The sequence below is a fragment of the Aliivibrio wodanis genome (assembly GCF_052920805.1).
This window is the reverse complement of the sequence record NZ_JBREXA010000002.1, coordinates 2,587,297-2,607,076: the sequence shown is the minus strand read 5'-3', so window position 1 is coordinate 2,607,076 and position 19,780 is coordinate 2,587,297. Positions and strand designations below refer to the sequence as shown.

23 protein-coding genes and 1 pseudogene are annotated in these 19,780 nt (G+C 40.9%); 9 read left to right on the top strand and 15 right to left on the bottom strand.

Annotation, left to right across the window (positions count from 1 at the left end; genetic code table 11):
• Window positions 1-303: 303 nt before the first annotated feature.
• From tuf to fkpA, 10 genes are all read right to left on the bottom strand, one after another.
• Window positions 304-1,488, bottom strand: coding sequence for an elongation factor Tu (gene tuf, locus ACU5DF_RS20050; RefSeq protein WP_446713961.1), 1,185 nt, complete (start codon window positions 1,486-1,488; stop codon window positions 304-306).
• 108 nt (window positions 1,489-1,596) lie between these two features.
• Window positions 1,597-3,693 (bottom strand): elongation factor G, encoded by a 2,097-nt coding sequence (fusA, locus tag ACU5DF_RS20045; protein WP_446713960.1) that lies wholly within the window; start codon window positions 3,691-3,693, stop codon window positions 1,597-1,599.
• A 134-nt stretch (window positions 3,694-3,827) separates the two neighbouring features.
• Entirely contained in the window at window positions 3,828-4,298 is a 471-nt protein-coding gene (rpsG, locus tag ACU5DF_RS20040; protein WP_045103056.1) for a 30S ribosomal protein S7, read from the bottom strand.
• A 113-nt stretch (window positions 4,299-4,411) separates the two neighbouring features.
• Window positions 4,412-4,786: a 30S ribosomal protein S12 gene (gene rpsL, locus ACU5DF_RS20035; protein WP_005417208.1), complete on the bottom strand. Its 375-nt coding sequence runs from the start codon at window positions 4,784-4,786 to the stop codon at window positions 4,412-4,414.
• A 165-nt stretch (window positions 4,787-4,951) separates the two neighbouring features.
• Window positions 4,952-5,032, bottom strand: a complete 81-nt coding sequence (locus tag ACU5DF_RS20030; RefSeq protein ID WP_446714284.1) for a hypothetical protein — start codon at window positions 5,030-5,032, stop codon at window positions 4,952-4,954.
• Window positions 5,033-5,063: 31 nt separating this feature from the next.
• Window positions 5,064-5,240 (bottom strand): hypothetical protein, encoded by a 177-nt coding sequence (locus tag ACU5DF_RS20025; RefSeq protein ID WP_446713959.1) that lies wholly within the window; start codon window positions 5,238-5,240, stop codon window positions 5,064-5,066.
• A 3-nt stretch (window positions 5,241-5,243) separates the two neighbouring features.
• Entirely contained in the window at window positions 5,244-5,600 is a 357-nt protein-coding gene (gene tusC, locus ACU5DF_RS20020; protein WP_446713958.1) for a sulfurtransferase complex subunit TusC, read from the bottom strand.
• A 31-nt stretch (window positions 5,601-5,631) separates the two neighbouring features.
• A complete protein-coding gene (gene tusD, locus ACU5DF_RS20015; protein WP_045103058.1) occupies window positions 5,632-6,024 on the bottom strand; it encodes a sulfurtransferase complex subunit TusD in 393 nt (130 codons plus the stop codon).
• Window positions 6,021-6,725 (bottom strand): helix-turn-helix transcriptional regulator, encoded by a 705-nt coding sequence (locus ACU5DF_RS20010; RefSeq protein ID WP_045103059.1) that lies wholly within the window; start codon window positions 6,723-6,725, stop codon window positions 6,021-6,023. Before ACU5DF_RS20010 ends, tusD begins: the two co-directional genes overlap by 4 nt.
• A 167-nt stretch (window positions 6,726-6,892) precedes the next feature.
• Window positions 6,893-7,687, bottom strand: coding sequence for an FKBP-type peptidyl-prolyl cis-trans isomerase (gene fkpA, locus ACU5DF_RS20005; RefSeq protein WP_446713957.1), 795 nt, complete (start codon window positions 7,685-7,687; stop codon window positions 6,893-6,895).
• A 127-nt stretch (window positions 7,688-7,814) separates the two neighbouring features.
• On the opposite strand from fkpA, the gene ACU5DF_RS20000 reads away from it, so the two are divergent.
• Window positions 7,815-8,831 carry a WD40 repeat domain-containing protein gene (locus tag ACU5DF_RS20000; protein ID WP_446713956.1) on the top strand — a complete coding sequence of 339 codons (1,017 nt, stop codon included), beginning with the start codon at window positions 7,815-7,817 and terminating at the stop codon, window positions 8,829-8,831.
• On the top strand, window positions 8,828-9,052 hold the full coding sequence (locus tag ACU5DF_RS19995; RefSeq protein WP_446713955.1) for a SlyX family protein: 225 nt from the start codon (window positions 8,828-8,830) through the stop codon (window positions 9,050-9,052). The genes ACU5DF_RS20000 and ACU5DF_RS19995 overlap by 4 nt, the downstream gene beginning before the upstream one ends.
• 300 nt (window positions 9,053-9,352) lie before the next feature.
• Here ACU5DF_RS19995 and slyD read toward each other — a convergent pair whose 3' ends face one another.
• The 4 genes from slyD to kefG are packed head-to-tail and all read right to left on the bottom strand — an operon-like array spanning window position 9,353 to window position 12,563.
• Window positions 9,353-9,943: a peptidylprolyl isomerase gene (gene slyD / locus ACU5DF_RS19990; RefSeq protein ID WP_446713954.1), complete on the bottom strand. Its 591-nt coding sequence runs from the start codon at window positions 9,941-9,943 to the stop codon at window positions 9,353-9,355.
• 56 nt (window positions 9,944-9,999) lie between these two features.
• Window positions 10,000-10,200 (bottom strand): YheV family putative zinc ribbon protein, encoded by a 201-nt coding sequence (locus ACU5DF_RS19985; protein WP_174213438.1) that lies wholly within the window; start codon window positions 10,198-10,200, stop codon window positions 10,000-10,002.
• A gap of 30 nt (window positions 10,201-10,230) precedes the next feature.
• The gene (gene kefB, locus ACU5DF_RS19980) at window positions 10,231-12,021 is read right to left on the bottom strand and encodes a glutathione-regulated potassium-efflux system protein KefB (RefSeq protein ID WP_446713953.1); all 1,791 of its coding nucleotides are present in this window, start codon (window positions 12,019-12,021) and stop codon (window positions 10,231-10,233) included.
• Window positions 12,021-12,563 (bottom strand): glutathione-regulated potassium-efflux system ancillary protein KefG, encoded by a 543-nt coding sequence (gene kefG, locus ACU5DF_RS19975; RefSeq protein WP_446713952.1) that lies wholly within the window; start codon window positions 12,561-12,563, stop codon window positions 12,021-12,023. The genes kefB and kefG overlap by 1 nt, the downstream gene beginning before the upstream one ends.
• 137 nt (window positions 12,564-12,700) lie before the next feature.
• Here kefG and ACU5DF_RS19970 point away from each other — a divergent pair, with 137 nt between their 5' ends.
• The 7 genes and pseudogenes from ACU5DF_RS19970 to rraA all read left to right on the top strand — a co-directional run bounded on the left by ACU5DF_RS19970 (window position 12,701) and on the right by rraA (window position 18,919).
• Entirely contained in the window at window positions 12,701-14,632 is a 1,932-nt protein-coding gene (locus ACU5DF_RS19970; protein WP_446713951.1) for an ABC transporter ATP-binding protein, read from the top strand.
• Window positions 14,616-15,107 (top strand): TIGR02444 family protein, encoded by a 492-nt coding sequence (locus ACU5DF_RS19965; protein WP_446713950.1) that lies wholly within the window; start codon window positions 14,616-14,618, stop codon window positions 15,105-15,107. Before ACU5DF_RS19970 ends, ACU5DF_RS19965 begins: the two co-directional genes overlap by 17 nt.
• Window positions 15,108-15,110: 3 nt before the next feature.
• Window positions 15,111-16,079: a hydrolase gene (locus ACU5DF_RS19960; RefSeq protein ID WP_446713949.1), complete on the top strand. Its 969-nt coding sequence runs from the start codon at window positions 15,111-15,113 to the stop codon at window positions 16,077-16,079.
• Window positions 16,080-16,113: 34 nt separating this feature from the next.
• Entirely contained in the window at window positions 16,114-16,356 is a 243-nt protein-coding gene (locus ACU5DF_RS19955) for a YheU family protein (RefSeq protein WP_446713948.1), read from the top strand.
• A 110-nt stretch (window positions 16,357-16,466) separates the two neighbouring features.
• The gene (locus ACU5DF_RS19950; protein WP_446713947.1) at window positions 16,467-17,336 is read left to right on the top strand and encodes a phosphoribulokinase; all 870 of its coding nucleotides are present in this window, start codon (window positions 16,467-16,469) and stop codon (window positions 17,334-17,336) included.
• A gap of 94 nt (window positions 17,337-17,430) precedes the next feature.
• Window positions 17,431-18,340: pseudogene (locus ACU5DF_RS19945) on the top strand (1,4-dihydroxy-2-naphthoate polyprenyltransferase).
• An 81-nt stretch (window positions 18,341-18,421) separates the two neighbouring features.
• Window positions 18,422-18,919 (top strand): ribonuclease E activity regulator RraA, encoded by a 498-nt coding sequence (rraA, locus tag ACU5DF_RS19940; RefSeq protein ID WP_446713946.1) that lies wholly within the window; start codon window positions 18,422-18,424, stop codon window positions 18,917-18,919.
• A gap of 462 nt (window positions 18,920-19,381) precedes the next feature.
• Here rraA and zapB read toward each other — a convergent pair whose 3' ends face one another.
• Window positions 19,382-19,624 carry a cell division protein ZapB gene (gene zapB, locus ACU5DF_RS19935; RefSeq protein ID WP_446713945.1) on the bottom strand — a complete coding sequence of 81 codons (243 nt, stop codon included), beginning with the start codon at window positions 19,622-19,624 and terminating at the stop codon, window positions 19,382-19,384.
• Window positions 19,625-19,780: the final 156 nt, after the last annotated feature.

The following is a 19,780-nucleotide window of genomic DNA, read 5'->3' as shown; positions in this document are numbered from 1 at the left end:
TGAAAAACAAACGAAAAAAATATAACGAGAAACGATATGCCTTGCTAACTAGAAACTATAAGAGAAAAATCAAACATAGAACTCCCCTCTCTTAATAAGATTTTCATTTTCAACATATCAAATTAATACCGACATAATTAAATACTTATTATTGGTAGGGCTAGGCGCCTGATTTGCTCTTATAGTTTCTATAGCGAAGCGTTCTAGTTAGCGAAGCATATAGCATTTTCTTACAGGCAACAAAAAGGGAAGCCTAAGCTTCCCTTTTTTTAGTCATGCGATTTATCGCAAAATCTTTAGCTATTAAGCGAAGATTTTAGCAACAACACCAGCACCAACTGTACGGCCACCTTCACGGATTGCGAAGCGTAGACCTTCGTCCATTGCGATTGGAGCGATTAGCTCAACCGTCATTTGAACGTTGTCACCAGGCATTACCATTTCAACACCTTCAGGAAGTGTGATATCGCCAGTTACATCCGTTGTACGGAAGTAGAACTGTGGACGGTAGCCTTTGAAGAAAGGAGTATGACGGCCGCCTTCATCTTTAGAAAGAACGTATACTTCTGACTCAAATTTAGTGTGTGGGTTGATTGAACCTTTAGCAGCAAGTACTTGGCCACGTTCAACGTCATCACGCTTAGTACCACGTAGAAGTGCACCAACGTTCTCACCAGCACGACCTTCGTCAAGCAGTTTACGGAACATTTCAACACCAGTACATGTAGAAACTGTAGTTTCTTTGATACCAATGATTTCTACTTCGTCACCTACACGTAGGATACCACGTTCGATACGACCAGTAACAACAGTACCACGACCTTGAATTGAGAATACATCTTCAATAGGAAGTAGGAAAGGCATGTCTACAGCACGCTCTGGAAGAGGAATGTAAGAATCTAGTGCTTCTGCAAGCTCAACGATTTTATCTTCCCATTGTTTTTCGCCGTTTAGAGCGCCAAGAGCTGAACCTTGGATTACTGGTAAATCATCACCTGGGTAATCGTATTCAGAAAGAAGTTCACGAACTTCCATTTCTACTAGCTCTAGAAGCTCTTCATCATCAACCATGTCACATTTGTTCATGAATACGATGATGTAAGGGATACCAACTTGACGACCAAGTAGGATGTGCTCACGTGTTTGTGGCATTGGACCATCAGTTGCAGCAACAACTAGGATACCACCATCCATTTGAGCAGCACCAGTGATCATGTTTTTAACATAATCGGCGTGTCCAGGACAGTCAACGTGTGCATAGTGACGCTCAGGTGTATCGTACTCAACGTGAGAAGTTGAGATTGTGATACCACGCTCGCGCTCTTCTGGAGCGTTATCGATTGATGCGAAATCTTTAGCTTCACCACCGTATACTTTTGAAAGAGTAGTACAGATAGCAGCAGTTAGAGTTGTTTTACCGTGGTCAACGTGGCCAATTGTACCAACGTTTACGTGCGGTTTCGTACGTTCAAATTTTTCTTTAGACACGATCGTGTTCCTTCCTAGTTATGATTCGCCTTATCGAACAGTGACAAGGCGCGCCAGAATTTGCTATTTTATGCGTCAATTGCTCTTGACGCAAGGGTATTGAGTGTTTTATCCGCGTTCAGCGATGATTCTATCGGCAACATTCTTAGAAACTTCACCATATTCGGAGAATTCCATAGAATAAGACGCGCGACCTTGTGTCGCAGAACGTAGAGATGTTGCATAACCAAACATTTCAGAAAGTGGGACTTGAGCGCGGATTACTTTCAATCCTGCAATGCCATCGTCCATACCTTCAATCATGCCACGACGACGGTTTAAGTCACCAACAACATCACCCATCCAGTCTTCTGGAGTGGTTACTTCAACTTTCATCATTGGCTCAAGAATAACTGGTTGCGCTTCTAGTGCACCATTCTTGAACGCCATTGAACCTGCGATCCTGAACGCCATTTCATTGGAGTCAACATCGTGGTATGAGCCATCAAATAGCGTAGCTTTAACGTCGAGTACAGGATAACCTGCTAATACGCCGTTATTCATTTGCTCTTCGATACCTTTTGCTACTGAGCTGATGTATTCACGAGGAACAGCACCACCTACAATTTCATCAACAAAAACAAAACCCTCATCAGGTTCTGATGGTTCGATTCTAAGCCATACGTGACCGTATTGACCACGACCGCCAGATTGACGTATGAATTTACCTTCCACTTCCGCGCTACCACGAATAGTTTCACGGTATGCCACTTGAGGCTTACCAACGTTACATTCAACGCTGAATTCACGCTTCATACGATCAACGATAATATCTAAGTGTAGTTCACCCATGCCAGAAATCAGTGTTTGTCCTGATTCTTTGTCCGTTTCTACACGGAAAGATGGATCTTCTGCCGCTAGTTTACCTAGTGCGATACCCATTTTTTCTTGGTCAGCGAGTGTTCTTGGTTCAACTGCGATTTGAATAACCGGTTCAGGGAATTCCATACGCTCAAGAATAACTTTTGCGTTTTGATCACACAGTGTGTCACCTGTAGTTACGTCTTTTAGGCCAATCGCCGCAGCGATATCACCAGCGCGTATCTCTTTCACTTCTTCACGCTTATTGGCATGAAGCTGAACAATACGACCAAAACGTTCACGCTTTTGTTTAACTGAGTTATAAACACCGTCGCCAGTATTAACAACACCAGAATAAACACGCATGAAAGTCAACGTACCTACGAATGGGTCTGTTGCAATTTTGAATGCTAACGCTGAAAATGGTTCATTGTCGTCTGCGTGACGCTCAACTTCATTATCATTTTCATCAACGCCCTTAATTGCAGGAACATCGATTGGTGCAGGTAAGAATTCAATAACAGCATCAAGTACCGCTTGAACGCCTTTGTTTTTAAAGGCAGAACCACAAGTTGCTAGTACGATCTCGTTATTTAATGTACGAGTACGTAATGCACCTTTGATCTCTTCTTCTGATAGTTCTTCACCTTCAAGGTATTTTTCCATCAGTTCTTCAGAGGCTTCAGCGGCTTCTTCAACTAGGTTTTGACGCCATTCATCTGCAAGCTCAACCATATCAGCTGGAATGTCTTCATATGTGAAGGTCATCCCTTGATCGGTTTCGTTCCAGTTAATGGTTTTCATCTTGATAAGGTCAACAACACCTCTGAAATTATCTTCTGCACCAATATTTAATTGGATAGGAACAGGGTTTGCACCAAGACGATTTTTAATTTGCTCTACAACGCGTAAGAAATCTGCACCAGCACGGTCCATCTTATTAACGAAAACAATACGAGGAACTCCGTATTTATTCGCTTGACGCCATACTGTTTCAGATTGAGGTTCAACACCCGATGAGCCACAGAACACAACAACCGCACCATCAAGTACGCGCAAAGAACGTTCTACTTCAATGGTGAAGTCAACGTGTCCAGGAGTATCGATGATATTAATACGGTGATCTTGGAATTGTGCATCCATACCACGCCAGAAAGTCGTAGTAGCCGCAGAGGTAATTGTGATACCACGCTCTTGCTCTTGCTCCATCCAATCCATGGTAGCAGCACCATCATGAACTTCGCCAATTTTATGAGAAAGACCTGTATAGAACAGAATACGCTCAGTAGTAGTAGTTTTACCTGCATCTACATGAGCACAGATACCGATATTACGGTAGCGCTCAATAGGTGTATTTCGAGCCACGGTTGTATCCTCTTATCTTAGGGATTATTGCTATTTCCCAACGCACACGCATTGAAATAGCGATAATGGCTAAGTGTTTTACTAAATGGGAAAGAAAGAAGTAAGGTGCAGCAAGGACTGCTGCACCTTCGGTATTACCAGCGGTAATGAGCGAATGCTTTGTTAGCATCAGCCATACGGTGAACGTCTTCACGTTTCTTAACCGCAGTACCTTTGTTCTCAGACGCGTCTACCATTTCATTAGCAAGACGTTGAGCCATAGATTTTTCACCACGCTTGCGCGCAGCTTCAACCATCCAACGCATAGCAAGTGCGTTACGGCGAACCGGACGTACTTCTACAGGAACTTGGTAAGTTGAACCACCCACACGGCGAGATTTAACTTCCACCGATGGACGAACATTTTCAAGAGCTTCTTCGAATACAGCTAAGTGATCTTTACCAGATTTCTCAGCCATGATTTCTAGTGCACCGTAAACGATTTTTTCAGCAGTTGATTTCTTACCGTCAACCATTACGATGTTTACAAATTTTGCCAACAGCTCAGATTTGAACTTAGGATCTGGAAGGATCTTACGTTGGCCTATTACGCGACGACGTGGCATGGAATTTCTCCGTTGTCTTCTTCAGGTTTTATCCAAAACTTTTCAGTTTTATCAAAAATAATAAATTATTTAGTGTTTGGCCTTACTTAAGCGCTTGTTTTAAAAACAAGGCATTAAGACTTAGGACGTTTCACACCATACTTAGAACGACCTTTCTTACGATCGTTTACGCCAGCACAGTCAAGTGCACCACGAACAGTGTGGTAACGCACACCTGGTAAATCTTTAACACGACCACCACGGATAAGAACAACTGAGTGCTCCTGAAGGTTGTGACCTTCGCCGCCGATGTATGAAGTAACTTCAAAGCCGTTAGTTAGACGAACACGACATACTTTACGTAATGCTGAGTTCGGTTTTTTTGGAGTAGTAGTATATACGCGAGTACATACACCACGTTTTTGTGGACACGCTTCTAGCGCAGGCACGTTGCTTTTAACAACTTGCTTTGCACGTGGCTTGCGTACCAGCTGGTTAATAGTTGCCATTAAAATAGCTCCTGATTAGAGGTTCGAAAACTTTTGAAAAATCTATATCCCTATGGAAATAGGGACGCGAAATTCTAAGGCTGAACGTGATATGTGTCAAGAAATATACAGCACTATTAATAAACAATTTTAAAATAGTCCCTCTTTCTTGGCCATAACACTCAATTACCAAGTCACCACGGGGGAATATTCTTGGGTTAGAGAGACAAAAGATACATAAGTAACTAATTGAATTTTATTATCAATTAATCCCTTAACACCTCTTGCGTCTACATCTTCATTGTAAAAAATAGCACTGCTTAAGAGAAAGGATCAATAAATGATCTTTATGATCCAATATTCCGGCATAAACACAGTCTTGTGTTAATAAAAACACATCACTATCTACATTTACCGGTAACTCCTGTTTATAAAGCGCGTGTAAATTGTCTGTTTTGGTTAAAATATGCAGCATAACTTAAAACACCATCACTTGAGCGCATTGTGCTAACTTCTCATTAATTTGTTGATTTGAGATGACTTCAACATCAATGTTCAGATTATGAGCTTTTAATCCACGATTTAATAGCGCCGTCTGACACACAAAGATCTCTTCAAGATCGTATAAAGGCAACATTTTAAATCCAGCAATATAATCGCGAGATAATATTTGTTCCGGTTGCTGAGCCTCAAGTAACTGCTGCACACCATCACCAATAAAAAAAATACCAATGTCTTCACTGTATACCGACGCTGCTAGGATGGCATCTAAGCCTTCCCTACCTTTAGTGGTTGAGTGTGGTGAACTTTGAAATACAAATCCAATGCGATTCATGACCTACCTATTCTCTTTCAGATCCAAGCTATTAAAACTGAATAACACGATCAAATTTCAGCAGCGCTGTCGTTAAACCACCTAAACCAGCTTGTTGAAAACCTTGCGCTAAGTTATGTTGCTCTATCTTATGCTGCTCTGCTTCTTCTTGACCGATGACACCACGACGTAATGCCGCTGCAACACAAGTTTCTAATTCTACATTGTGTTCTTGTGCCAAGGCTTGCCATGCTTTAGTTATATCAAATTCATCATTAGCAGGTAAGATCAATGAAGAGGCGTTCAACACTCCATCTTGATAGAAGAATACTTTTTCTAAATTGTGTCCCTGCTCAATCAATGCTTGTGCAAATTGAAAAGCTTGCCTTGATGCTTGAGTTCCATACGCCGAGCCATTAACGACTAACCCATAACGCAAACTCATTTCTCACCATCCTCTATTTTTCTCTGACGAATATAGAGATAAACCGTATGCTTTGAAATATTAAGCTGATCAGCAACACGGTTAATCGCATCTTTAATATCAAAAATACCTTTATCGTATAAATCCATTACGATCTGCTTATTCTTAGCGTTATTGCCAACTTCTTTATCTGCATTGACCTCGTCAATAGTACGCTTAACCGTCTGATCAACAAGTTCATCCACATCACTAGCAAAGTTGACACTTGACGCTGCTTCATTCGCTTCTTCACTTGGCATGAAAGAATGCAGAACTTGAGAGAAAGGCGCATCTAAATTGATGTTAATACAAAGTAAGCCAATAATTCGTTCATCACCATTACGGATCGCCACCGTAATCGACTTCATCAATACCCCACCTTTCGCGCGAGTGAAGTATGAGCGTGAGAAATTACGCTTTGAACGCTGGATATCTTTCAACATTTGTAATGCTAAGTCAGTAATAGGTGAACCAACTTTACGGCCTGTATTCTCACCATTGGCAATTCGGATAGCCGACTTATTAATGTCTTCTAATGAATGCAGAACAATCTCACAATAGCTACCGATTAAACTAGCAATACCATCAACGACGGCTTCGTAAGAACGCAGAATATGATGATCAAATTCAGTAAATGGCACTACCGCAGATAAACCTTCTTCTGTGGTCTTTGCTATATTCATAATTACCAACTTAATATTTGCTGCTTAACACATGCGTTAAGACCTACGCTTAAAATAATTACATCAAGTTTATCAGAATATTTGCATGAAAATAAAAAACCCCAGCAAGTGCCGGGGCTAATTCAGTGATCTAAAACAAAGTTTAGATTATTTAATCTTCAAGAGAATTATTTTGCAGGTTTTGCTGCATCTTTAATTTCTAGCAATTCAACATCAAATACCAATGTTGAGTTTGCAGGGATCGCTTGATTACCTTGAGCGCCGTAACCTAACTCAGCAGGAATAACGAACTTATATTTAGAGCCAACATTCATAAGCTGAACACCTTCAGTCCAACCAGGAATTACTGCATTCAGTGGGAATGTCGCAGGTTGGTTACGATCGTAAGAGCTATCGAACTTAGTACCATCGATTAATGTACCAGAGTAATGAACAACTACGGTATCCGTTGCTTTTGGTTTAGGACCTTCTGCAGGCGTTTCAACTTGGTATAGAAGGCCTGATTCAGTCTTCATTACGCCGTCTTGTTTTTCAAACTCTGCACGGTAATCAGCACCGGCTTTAATGTTTGCTTCAGATTCAGCGGCTGCTTTTTGTTGTGCGATTTCAGCAACGCGTTGATCTAGCGCTTGTAGAGCACCTTGGATTTCTTCGTCAGTTAAACGTTCTTTACCGTTGAATACGTCAGTAACACCTGCAAGTACATCTGCTTTCTTAAGGTCTAAACCAAGTTCTGTTTGTTTCTCTAAATTAGAGTTTAAGTATTTAGCTAGTGATGCACCAATTGCATAGCCTGCTTTTTCATCTTCAGATGCAAACGTTGATGCGGTTGCGCCTTCTACCGATGCTTCAACTGTTGCAGGTAACGTAGTTGCTTCTGTTTTAGGTGCTTCTTCTTTTTGACAACCAACAACGAACGCAACAGTCGCAGCAAGTAGCGACACTTTAAAAATAGATTTCATTTCAAAACTCCGATTATTTGAGGCTTTGCCTCAATTTCTTATTCAATTTTTTAGATAATGATGCAAATTACATTCATCACAATATACTAGTACTTATAGACACATTACAAACGAGTAGTTCAATTTGATGCGCCTAATCTCTCAATACATTGCAATTTTTGTCATTACGTTGACATTATCCGGCTGTTTCTTTAACAATTCTGACGTTCAACGTTGGGAAATGGCCACACAAGGCACAACTAGTTTTGCCTTAAGTCGTGATGCCCGCTTTGGGCTCTTCTTTGTCAAAGAAGGATCTAATGCAGCCAATACTGACAGCGAAATTAAAAGCGGACTGCATTTTTGGGATTTGGTCGAGAATAAAGAACTGACCTATTTTGGAGCTCAAGACCAAAATAACTCTACCGTTTCACACATTACGATCGCCGATAATTCTCGTTTTGCCATTACCGCAACTCAAACCAATTTTGCTATTTGGGATTTAGGTATGGGAATATCAGAAGGGTTATGGTCTATCTCTGATGGCATTATTCGTGATGTCGATATTTCAAGTAATGGGCAACAAGTGTTGCTTGGTTTATCTAACGGTAAAGCTATTTACATTAATTTAGCAACAGGGCGCAGATTAGAGTTTCTTGCTCATCGAGAAAAAGTGAATTCAGTCGCCTTATCTGCCAATGGTAAATTTGCACTTTCTGGTGGTAATGATCACTTCGCTTACCTCTGGGATACTCGAACAGGTCAAATTCTACGTACATTCGAGCATGAAAAGCGCGTTAACCGAATCGCACTTCAACGGGATGGTAAATACGCACTCACTGCGGATGGAGGCAATGATGCCTTTATTTGGGATTTGAAAACAGGGAAGAAGATGACAAAGCTAAGTACCTTCGCTCGCCAACAAGTATTTTCTAGTGCCCGCTTTAGCGATGATGGTAAATTATTAATGACAGGCTCACCCGCTGGTACCATCATGCTGTGGGATACCCTCTCAGGTAAGAAACAAGAACAATGGCGCGCCGAACCATTAAAAGATGCTCGTCCACCAACAGCGGTAGTGTATGATGTCGCCATTGATAAAAAACAACGAGTCATTTCTGCTACTTCAGCCGGAATAGCTCAAGCTTGGTTGATAAAAGAATGACAGCAGATATTAAAAAATTAGAAGATAAGATCAGTGATTTAGAGTGCCAAATGGCATTTCAAGAACAAACAGTTGAAGAGCTAAATGATGCGTTATCTCAGCAACAATTACTGATCACTAATATGCAAGTTCAAATGAAGTTTATGGTCGGTAAGATGAAGACTATGGATACATCGAGTATGGCTGATGCGTCAGAAGAGACACCACCACCGCATTACTAGAAGCTAGGCTATACGCTACGCTAACTAGATCGCTTCGCTCCTATAAAAGCAAAAAACGAAGGTTTCAGGAAAATCAAAAGCGAGCACACCTGAAACCTGCAAGCGCAGCGCCCTAAAACCTAGAACTCAAAACACCTACCATACTCGCTTTTATAGTATCTAGTTAGCGCAGCGTATAGTTTCTAGCAAAAAAAACCGCAGATGCTTCCACACCTGCGGTTTCAAATTTATCATAGAACTCAAGCTCTTCCTCGCTCCTCGAGCGAAGCGTCCTCGCCTCTCGTTCCTGCTCTTAAAAGATTACTTAGAACAGTTACCGCTACCACAACATTCGTGATCTTCTTTGTGCTCGTGAGAATGGCCTTCACCACCACAACAACCGCCTTCGTGATCATGGTCGTGTCCATGATCGTGACCACAGCCACCTTCTTGGTGAATATGACCGTGCGCTGCTTCTTCTTCAGTTGCTTCACGTAATGCTACAACTTCAACGTCAAAACCTAACGTTTGGCCAGCAAGCATGTGGTTACCATCAACAACAACTTCGTCACCGTCAACTTCCGTTACTTCTACAGGAATTGGACCCTGATCTGTATCTGCAAGGAAACGCATGCCAACTTCGATTTGCTCAACACCTTGGAAAACGTTTGCTGGAACACGTTGAACCATCTCATCCATGTGCTCACCGTATGCTTCTTCAGGAGTAACAGTGATGCTGAATTTATCGCCTTCAACTTTACCTTCAAGTGCTTTTTCTAGACCAACAATTAAATTGTTGTGGCCGTGTAGGTAATCAAGAGGAGCTTCTACTGTTGATTGATCAACAACTACGCCTTCTTCAGTTTTCACTTGGTATGCAAGACTTACAACAACGTTCTTTTCAATTTTCATTTTAACTCCGGATGCACTTGGCACTAGTGGATGGTATTCAGTGTTGCGACATAATACTATTCAGGCTTAAAAACGCCAATAACATCATCTTGCGCATGTTTGGTTTTTTCTATCGATTTTGGTGTTTTACGGTCTGTATGACCACACTCCACACATTCGACATGTTCAATATTACTTTCTTCCCACCAACGTAGCGTATCCGTCGTGCTACACGATGGGCAAACCGCACCTGCAATAAATCGTTTTTTCACGGTTATTATCCTTGTGCTAATTAACTCTGTCTGACGTCAATCCCAATGGTTCTGATTGGAACGTTCATTTTCCATTTCCAAACCAAAAATCTCTTCTAATTCTATTCGAGCCGCCTTCGCCTTAGAAGCCAGAGTTTTGTCGTCTGAATGCAATGGTAGCAATTCTTTGAGCATAGCAACATCTAACTTTTTAAAATGCGATTCTGCACGCTTAGCTTGATAAGGGTGCATACCCAAAGATGTGAGGGTTTGTCGACCTAAATCAAGGGCACCATAAAAAGTTTCTCGAGAAAAATGATCTACCCCTTCATTTAATAACTCATACGCCTCTACTCGACTTCTCGCCCTTGCTAAGATTTTCAAATGTGGGAAATTTTGTTTACACAAAGCGACAATATCCATCACTTTTTGCGGGTCTGTCTTACATATCACTATAGCTTCAGCTTTCTCTGCACCAGCTGCTCTTAATAACTCAACTTGCGTTGCATCTCCGTAATATACTTTGTAACCAAACTTTCTTAACAAGCGTATTTGACTCGGGTTCTCTTCTAAAATCGTCAATTTAATCTTACTTGCAAAAAGAAGACGCCCAACAATTTGACCAAACCGACCAAAACCCGCAATAATTACCTTAGGCTGTGTCGCGTGAGTAAAATCTGATGGTATCATTTCTTCTTCATGGTTTAACGTTCTGGCAAACCACTTATCTTGAATAATCAATAAAAGCGGTGTTGTCATCATTGATATACTCACCACAACTAATAAAAATGCCGTTAATTCTTTACTTAATAACCCTTCCATTTGTGCCGCGGTAAATAACACAAATGCAAATTCACCACCTTGACTTAAAATCATCGCCATTTGACTGCGTGCTTTCGCTTGAGTACCAAATAACCGAGCTAAGCCATAGAGCAATAATCCTTTAGATGTTACTAATAAGATCACAGCAAACAATATTTCTAATGGATATTGTAGTAATAAGCCTAAATTAACCGACATCCCTACCGCAATAAAGAATAAACCAAGTAGTAAGCCTTTGAATGGTTCAATCGCCACTTCTAACTCGTGACGAAATTCACTCTCAGCCAATAGCACTCCCGCAAGAAAAGCCCCTAGAGCCATTGATAGCCCCAACTCTTTCATTGCGGCAGAAACACCGATAACTAAAAGAAGTGCCGCAACTGTAAATAACTCTCTAGCACCACTCTTTACTACATAATTAAACAACGGCCTTAATAAAAAATGAGCAAGAGTAAAGATGCTAATTACTCCGGCTAATACCCATAAACCATCAAGCCAATGACCACTTGCACCACCGGCTAAAATAGGTAATATCGCGAGCATAGGAATAACAGCTATATCTTGAAATAACAGTACAGCAAAACCAGATTGACCACTCTCCGACTCTGATAACTTACGCTCTTCAATTACTCGCAATGCAATCGCGGTAGATGACAAGGCTAAGCCCATACCTATAACAACACTCACTTGCCACGTTAAACCATAAAGCATCATGGCTGCGGTAATCACACAAGAAGTCACCACTACTTGGCTGCCACCTAATCCTATGATCGGTTTTCGCATCTTCCATAACTTATTGGGGTTCAATTCTAATCCAATCAGAAACAGCAGTAGCACCACACCAAACTCTGAAAAGTGTAAAATCGCATCCACATCAGAGATCAACTTCAATCCCCACGGGCCAATCGCAATCCCTGCCAATAAGTAACCAAGCACTGCGCCTAAACCAAATCGTTGCGCCAAAGGAACAGTAACAACCGCAGCAGCTAAAAATATTGAACTAGTATGTAACCAATCTCCCGCCATTAGCTTTCTCCTCTAGGGTTTGATAGCCACAACTTATAATCATCAATAAACTGCTGACGTTTTTCTACTGTGATCTTTCGAGCCCAATATTGAATTGATGGTGTCAGCCATTCCATTTGACATAATGCTGCGGTGATCTTAAATGGCACAAGGATCTCATCCATGGAATGTTGATTATAGCCTGTCGCAGAAAACGCCTCTTCAATCCCGCCCGCGGTAATCACACTACGCCATTGCTTCCCTTTTAGTGCATTGCCATCACCATAGGCAAATCCCTTACCAAGGACGCAATCCATCCACTCTTTTAACAAAGCTGGGCAAGAATAGAGATAAAGAGGATGTTGAAAAACGATAATGTCATGCTGAGCAAGCAATTGATGTTCATGAATCACATCAATGAAGAACTCTGGGTATTGAGCATAAAGATCATGCACGGTGACATGAGAGAGGTTTTGATAAGCCGTTAAAATAGCTTTATTGGCCACTGAATGTTGAGGATCAGGATGAGCAAGGATCACTAATATTTTAGGCAACTGAGTCATAAATTCCTTTCTAGACTTTTCTTTTTGTAGTTATCTTCTCCATCATACAGACTATTTCCATATCGACAATCTTCGCTCTTACGCCTACTATGCTCTTCGTATTCACTATTTTGCCAACAAGAGAAGAACACCACAGCATGATTACGTTTTCAGACATTCAATTACTTCGTGGCGGGAAGCCATTATTAGAACAAGCCTCTGCCACCATTCACCCGGGTGACAAAGTGGGCTTGGTCGGAAAAAATGGCTGTGGTAAATCCACTCTTTTTGCCCTAATTAAAGGCGAATTAAGCGTTGATGCCGGTTCAAATCGAGTTCCTCAAAACTGGGAAATGGCATGGGTAGCGCAAGAAACTCCAGCACTAGAGCGCAAAGCCATTGATTATGTTATCGATGGTGATCGTGAATTCCGAGGCTTAGAAGAACAGTTACGTAAAGCAGAAGATGCAGATAACGGCACCTTAGTTGCTGAACTTCACAGCAAAATAGACATTGCTGGTGGTTACACCATTAACTCACGTGCGGCTGAATTACTAAATGGTTTAGGCTTTTCTCAACAGCAGATGGAGTGGAACTTAACTCAATTCTCTGGTGGTTGGCGTATGCGTTTAAACTTGGCTCAAGCCCTGATTTGTCGCTCAGATTTATTGCTGCTCGATGAACCAACCAACCACTTAGATTTAGATGCAGTAATGTGGTTAGAGCGTTGGTTACAAAACTATCCTGGCACCTTAATGCTTATTTCTCATGACCGTGATTTTCTTGATCCTGTTATCAATCGTATTATTCATGTAGAGAACCAACAGTTAAACGAATACACAGGTAACTACTCGTCATTTGAAGTGCAACGTGCTGAGAAATTAGTGCTGCAACAAGCGAAATACCAAAAGCAACAAAAGAACATGTCACACATGCAGTCATACATTGACCGCTTCCGTTACAAAGCATCAAAAGCACGTCAAGCACAAAGCCGTATTAAAGCGTTAGAGAAGATGGAAAAAGTGCTACCTGCACAGCTTGATAACCCATTTAGCTTTAATTTTAGAGAACCTGATGCTCTGCCAAACCCAATCCTAATGATGGATGAAGTGAGTGCCGGCTATGAAAACAACACCATTCTAGAACAAATTCGTTTGAACCTTGTTCCGGGCAGTCGTATTGGCTTATTGGGTCGAAATGGTGCCGGTAAATCAACACTAATTAAATTACTCTCTGGTGAGTTAGCGCCACAAAGTGGTATTTTCAGCTACTCTCAAGGCGTAAAAATTGGTTACTTTGCACAGCATCAATTAGAAACGCTGCACGTAGAAGAAACACCACTACAACATTTAATGCAAATTGCCCCTAATCACACAGAGCAACAACTGCGTGATTACTTAGGTAGCTTTGGTTTTCAAGGCGAAAAAGCTTTAGATAAAGTAGGTCCGTTCTCAGGTGGCGAGAAAGCCCGTTTGGTATTAGCACTGGTAGTATGGCAAAAACCAAACATGTTGCTACTCGATGAACCGACCAACCACCTTGATTTAGATATGCGCCAAGCCTTAACCATGGCACTACAAACCTTTGAAGGTGCAATGGTTATCGTCAGTCATGATAGATACTTACTTCGTGCTACCACAGATGATCTGTACTTAGTTCACGATCGCCAAGTGGTTCCTTTTGATGGTGACTTAACGGATTACTATAAATGGCTAACAGAACAAAATAAGACCGAGCGTAAAGAACAACTGCAACAAGACAAACAAGATAGCCCAAGCACCTCTACCAGTTTAAGTGCGGCAGATAAAAAAGAGCAAAAACGTAAAGAAGCCGAATTCAGAAAGCAGATAGCACCACTACGTAAAGAAGTGACTAAGCTTGAAAAGAAAATGGATAAGCTAAACGAAACCATAAGCAAAGCGGAAGAAGAGCTTGGTGATGTGTCTTTATATGAAGCTGAAAACAAAAAACGATTAACTGAAGTCTTGGCAACTCAAGCATCGGCAAAATCAGAGCTTGAAGACGTAGAGATGGAATGGATGGATCTTCAAGAACAAATTGAAGAAAAAGAGAATGCCTCTCAACTGTAATCCTCCTATTAGTAAACAACAAAAGGCTTTGCTTACCGGCGAAGTCTTTTGGTCTTTCTCCCTATCCCATTATAAAAAACAAGGCGTGCAATCCGCCGCTCTCACCTTACAAGATCAGTATCAAGGTAATGTGAATCTTGCTTTACTTTTACTCTGGCTTGACTCTCTCAACATTCAATTTCCATCATTACATATTGCACATCTTGAAGACTCACTCATAACGACAGATGACTTACTCGCATCTTATCGACCATTAAGAAAACAGATCAAACAAACGGCGGACATGTCACTTTATCAACAAGCTCTTCAGTTTGAACTGCAATTAGAAAAACAACAACAAGCTGATCTTATTGATACGGTTCTACGTATTGAATTGATCCAAGCAAACCAACACGGCAGTTTATTACAGACTTATTGCTGCTCACTCAATGCCGATTCGTTATATCTTTCTCTACAAGCTAAAAAGGGATCCTAATTCATGATGGACTCATTTACTCCTGCCTCAGGATTATCCAACGCACATATTCAAACATTGTTACCTCGCTTATTGCGTAGAAATCCTCTGTTTAATGCATATTGGCAGCGTTTAGAGCTACCTGATGGTGATTTTGTAGATTTAGCATGGAGCGAAAATCCAAATAAAGCCGGAGATAAACCGATCTTCATTTTATTTCATGGTTTAGAAGGCAGCTTTGAAAGCCCATACGCGAATGGATTACTCTCCGCCGCTAAAGAGCAAGGTTGGTTAGGCGTAATGATGCATTTTCGAGGTTGCAGTGACGTACCAAACCGTTTAGCCAGAGCCTATCACTCAGGAGAAACGGAAGACGCGCGTTTTTTTATCAAAATGCTAGATAAACGTTTTCCAAACCGAGTAAAAGTCGCAACTGGGATCTCTCTGGGTGGTAATATGTTGGTCAATTATCTTGCTAAGTACAAAACAAACACATTATTAAATGCAGCAACCGTTATTTCTGCGCCCTTAGATTTGGCCGCTTGCTCAGAGCGCATTCAGTACGGTTTTTCTCGTGTTTATCAAACGTATTTATTACGATCATTGAAAGCCAGCAGCATCAGAAAGATCAACGGAAGTAGAAAAGCGATCGTAGGTTTAGATAAAACGATGATTGCAGCCATTCCCGATCTCCTGCAATTTGATAATTTACTCACAGCCCCTATGCACGGCTACAAGAATGCACAAGACTATTATCAACAATGCAGCGGTTTGCAGTTTTTAGATAACATAGATATTCCGACCCGAATTATTCACTCTAAAGACGATCCATTTATGACAAAAGCGGTGATCCCTACTCATCCCCTTCCTAACTGTGTACACTATCAACTAACAGAACATGGTGGTCATGTGGGCTTTATTAATGGTTCATTCACCAAACCAAATTTTTGGTTAGAGACAACCGTAAATAAGTGGTTTCAAAAAATTCTCTAACCCTAGTCGTTAATAAAATGGATGAGTAAGCAGTATGATCATTCCTTGGCAAGATATCGCACCAGAAACCCTAGAAAACTTGATTTCAGAATTTGTACTTCGTGAAGGCACCGATTACGGTGAGATGGAATGCAGCCATCAAGATAAAATAGAGCAAATTAAGTTATTACTTAAAAGTGGCGAAGCGATGGTGGTGTTTTCAGAGTTACATGAAACCGTCGATATTCAAACTAAAGCCCGTTTCAACCCTAACCTTACCAATCATGAATTTGAATAATCATTTTCAATCAATCACAATTTTCAAACGATAACGTATCATTTAACGCAACCCTGTTATAACATTCCGGCATTAAGGCTTGATGCCAAGAATAACCGACAGGGTTTGTCATGTCCGCAAAACATCCAATTATCGCCGTTACTGGTTCATCCGGAGCGGGTACAACTACGACTTCTGAAGCCTTCCGAAAAATGTTCAATATGATGGATATCAAAGCATCATGGCTTGAAGGTGATAGTTTTCATCGATTTACTCGTCCAGAAATGGACCTTGAAATTCGTAAAGCCAAAGAACAAGGTAAGCATATAAGCTACTTTGGACCTCAAGCTAACGATTTTCCAGCTCTTGAGGGGTTCTTTCGCCAGTATGGTATCGATGGTACAGGTCAATATCGTCGTTATTTACATACCTTTGATGAAGCTGTGCCCTTCAATCAAATGCCGGGAACATTTACTCCATGGCAAGATCTGCCAGAGAACACCGATGTGCTTTTTTATGAAGGATTACACGGTGGTGTAGTTGATGGGGATATTGATGTATCACAGCACGTCGATTTATTGATAGGCATGGTACCGATTGTAAACCTTGAGTGGATACAAAAATTCGTTCGAGATACTCGTGATCGCGGTCATTCAAGAGAAGCTGTGATGGATTCAATTGTTCGTTCAATGGATGATTATCTCAACTACATCACACCGCAATTCTCTCGTACTCATATTAACTTTCAGCGCGTACCTACAGTGGATACTTCAAATCCACTCAACGCCAAAGGTATTCCGAGTTTGGACGAAAGCTTTGTTGTGATCCGCTTCCGTGGTATTCGCAATGTAGATTTCCCTTACTTACTTGCCATGATTGATGGTTCTTTCATGTCCCGTCACAACACTCTTGTCGTCCCTGGGGGAAAGATGAGTTTTGCGATGGAATTGATCATTCGTCCGTTGCTGCAACAGTTGATTGATACCGGGAAAATAGGCTAGTGGTTTTAAACTGACCCTCTTTTTCTTTTCAAATTTGGGGTTCTTCCAAAAATAGTGAATAATAGAGGCTCTATTCACTATTTTTTGCGATGCTATGAAAACTTCTCCTTTTGCTATTTGGCTCAGTGCTGCACGTCCAAAAACACTGCCTCTTGCTCTTGCTTCTATTATGACAGGCTCAGCATTGGCTTATTGGAACAATCACGTCTCTGCCACTATCACTCTCATGGCGTTTGTTACCGCAACCTTATTACAAATTTTATCTAACTTAGCGAATGATTACGGAGATGCAGTTAAAGGAACTGATAATGACGATCGCTTAGGCCCACAACGTGCAATGCAGTCGGGTTTAGTCACTCAAGCTACAATGAAAAAAGCCATTGGAATAAATATTGTTCTTACTATTATTAGTGGCTTAATTTTAGTCTTTATTTCATTAAATCAAACCATGGATATTATCGGGTTTATTATCCTTGGTTTACTCGCTATTGGGGCAGCTATTGCTTATACCATGGGAAATAAGCCTTATGGCTACCGTGGCTTAGGTGATATATCTGTATTCATATTTTTTGGTTTGTTGGGTGTAGCTGGTACCTATTATTTGCATACTGGTCATTTGTCGTCTTCACTTCTATTACCAGCAATTTCCTGTGGCCTTTTAGCCGTTGCAGTATTAAATATTAATAACTTACGCGACATTGAAAATGACGAGGCGTGTGGAAAAATGATCCTTAGTAGTTCGAATGGGTGCAAGTTGGGGAAGAAAATATCATGCGATATTAATGTCAGTAAGTTTCATATCTCTTGCTATTTTTAGTGCTACTCAAATTCACTCTCTAACAGGTTGGTTATTCTTATTAACTATTCCCCTTGTTGTTAAGCATGTTATTTCTGTTATGCAAGCTCCTAATGGAGAAGCTATCCGACCAATGATGGGGACCGTCGTACAGTGCGCATTATTTACCAATATTTTCTTCTCAATTGGACTATATTTATCTATATAACCTTGTGGCTTGTCATAGTAATGCACTATAAAGCCAGTATAGTAAATCATCAAAATCACCAATAGTAAGGTAAATATCTTCATGGAATATAATACTTCAGCACTGTGTGACATTTACTTAGATCAAGTTGATGTTGTTGAACCTATGTTCAGCCATTTTGGTGCAAACACCTCTTTTTCAGGTCAAATTACTACTATTAAATGTTTTGAAGATAATGGTTTAATCAGTCAATTACTTGATGAAAAAGGCGAAGGTCGCGTATTGCTTGTTGATGGTGGTGGTTCATTACGTCGCGCATTAGTTGATGCAGATCTCGCCGCAAAAGCAGCTCATAATGGCTGGGAAGGTTTAGTTATTTACGGCTGTGTACGTGAAGTCGATTATCTAGAAGAAATTGAAATTGGTATTCAAGCACTCGCATCTATCCCTGTTGGCGCAGCAAAACAAGGGATTGGGGAGGTTGATGTCGCAGTTAATTTTGGTAGCGTTACCTTTTTACCTGAAGATCATTTATATGCAGATTCTACGGGAATTGTGATTTCTCAAGAGCCGTTAGAAGATATGAGTGAAGAAGAATAGAGCAGAATTCAGATCGGTCGCAGGCTCCCTTGCAGAGTTCAGAGGTGATCGTTGTAATTATAGCGACAAAGAATGGTTCTCCCCCTTTATTGCCATTGCAATGAGATCTACATAGTCAATCCAAGGGGGAGTTAGAGGGGGTTGGTCTATGCCATGTTCATGTTATGCGGATAAACTCAACTTCATCATTTACAACCCCTCCCTGCCTCCCCTTATATTGATACTCACAACCAAATAACAGCCGTGATAAAGGGGAGGAGCTAAAAGCCAAAGCACTACCTCATATCTTCCTGAAACCTGAGACCCTCGCTTTTTCTTTTATAGTCTCTAGTCAGCGCAGCGTATAGTTTCTAGCATAAAAAAACCGCAGATGCTTTCACACCTACGGTTTCAAATAATTCACAGAACCAAGATCTTCCTCACTCCTCGAGCAAAGCGTCCTCGCCTCTCGTCCCTGATCTATTACTCTACTTCATCCATTTTACCTAGTAGACCACGGATGCGAGCTTCGAATTGAGCTTGTTCATCACGTGCTTTTTGAGCTTCTTGCTCAACTACAGAGCGACCGTTATTTGCTTGCTCAAGATCTTGAGCAAGCGCTGCGTTCGTTTCTTTTAATTCTTCAACTTCCATTTGTAGCAGTGCGATTGTATCTACTGCCATCTGAACTTTAGCTTCTAGTTGTTCTAATATTTCTAAAGACATTCCTGCCACCTTAACTGTAATCTTCATTGGAATGCAGAGAGAATATTTTCTCTGCTGACTTATTTTCTATTTTACTCAGCAATTGAAATTCTGCCATAGTGTTATTCATTAAAACACACCACATGAACAAAAAAACAGCAGAATTTACTTACTGCT

Coding starts and splice junctions, on each gene's coding strand:
- ACU5DF_RS19955 (WP_446713948.1), top strand. CDS start 16,114: ATGATCATTCCTTGGCAAGATATCGCACCAGAAACCCTAGAAAACTTG.
- ACU5DF_RS19960 (WP_446713949.1), top strand. CDS start 15,111: ATGATGGACTCATTTACTCCTGCCTCAGGATTATCCAACGCACATATT.
- zapB (WP_446713945.1), bottom strand. CDS start 19,624: ATGTCTTTAGAAATATTAGAACAACTAGAAGCTAAAGTTCAGATGGCA.
- ACU5DF_RS20000 (WP_446713956.1), top strand. CDS start 7,815: ATGCGCCTAATCTCTCAATACATTGCAATTTTTGTCATTACGTTGACA.
- fkpA (WP_446713957.1), bottom strand. CDS start 7,687: ATGAAATCTATTTTTAAAGTGTCGCTACTTGCTGCGACTGTTGCGTTC.
- tusD (WP_045103058.1), bottom strand. CDS start 6,024: ATGAGTTTGCGTTATGGGTTAGTCGTTAATGGCTCGGCGTATGGAACT.
- slyD (WP_446713954.1), bottom strand. CDS start 9,943: ATGAAAATTGAAAAGAACGTTGTTGTAAGTCTTGCATACCAAGTGAAA.
- rpsG (WP_045103056.1), bottom strand. CDS start 4,298: ATGCCACGTCGTCGCGTAATAGGCCAACGTAAGATCCTTCCAGATCCT.
- ACU5DF_RS20010 (WP_045103059.1), bottom strand. CDS start 6,725: ATGAATATAGCAAAGACCACAGAAGAAGGTTTATCTGCGGTAGTGCCA.
- tusC (WP_446713958.1), bottom strand. CDS start 5,600: ATGAATCGCATTGGATTTGTATTTCAAAGTTCACCACACTCAACCACT.
- kefG (WP_446713952.1), bottom strand. CDS start 12,563: ATGACTCAGTTGCCTAAAATATTAGTGATCCTTGCTCATCCTGATCCT.
- ACU5DF_RS19995 (WP_446713955.1), top strand. CDS start 8,828: ATGACAGCAGATATTAAAAAATTAGAAGATAAGATCAGTGATTTAGAG.
- rraA (WP_446713946.1), top strand. CDS start 18,422: ATGGAATATAATACTTCAGCACTGTGTGACATTTACTTAGATCAAGTT.
- ACU5DF_RS19970 (WP_446713951.1), top strand. CDS start 12,701: ATGATTACGTTTTCAGACATTCAATTACTTCGTGGCGGGAAGCCATTA.
- ACU5DF_RS19950 (WP_446713947.1), top strand. CDS start 16,467: ATGTCCGCAAAACATCCAATTATCGCCGTTACTGGTTCATCCGGAGCG.
- kefB (WP_446713953.1), bottom strand. CDS start 12,021: ATGGCGGGAGATTGGTTACATACTAGTTCAATATTTTTAGCTGCTGCG.
- ACU5DF_RS19965 (WP_446713950.1), top strand. CDS start 14,616: ATGCCTCTCAACTGTAATCCTCCTATTAGTAAACAACAAAAGGCTTTG.
- rpsL (WP_005417208.1), bottom strand. CDS start 4,786: ATGGCAACTATTAACCAGCTGGTACGCAAGCCACGTGCAAAGCAAGTT.
- ACU5DF_RS20025 (WP_446713959.1), bottom strand. CDS start 5,240: ATGCTGCATATTTTAACCAAAACAGACAATTTACACGCGCTTTATAAA.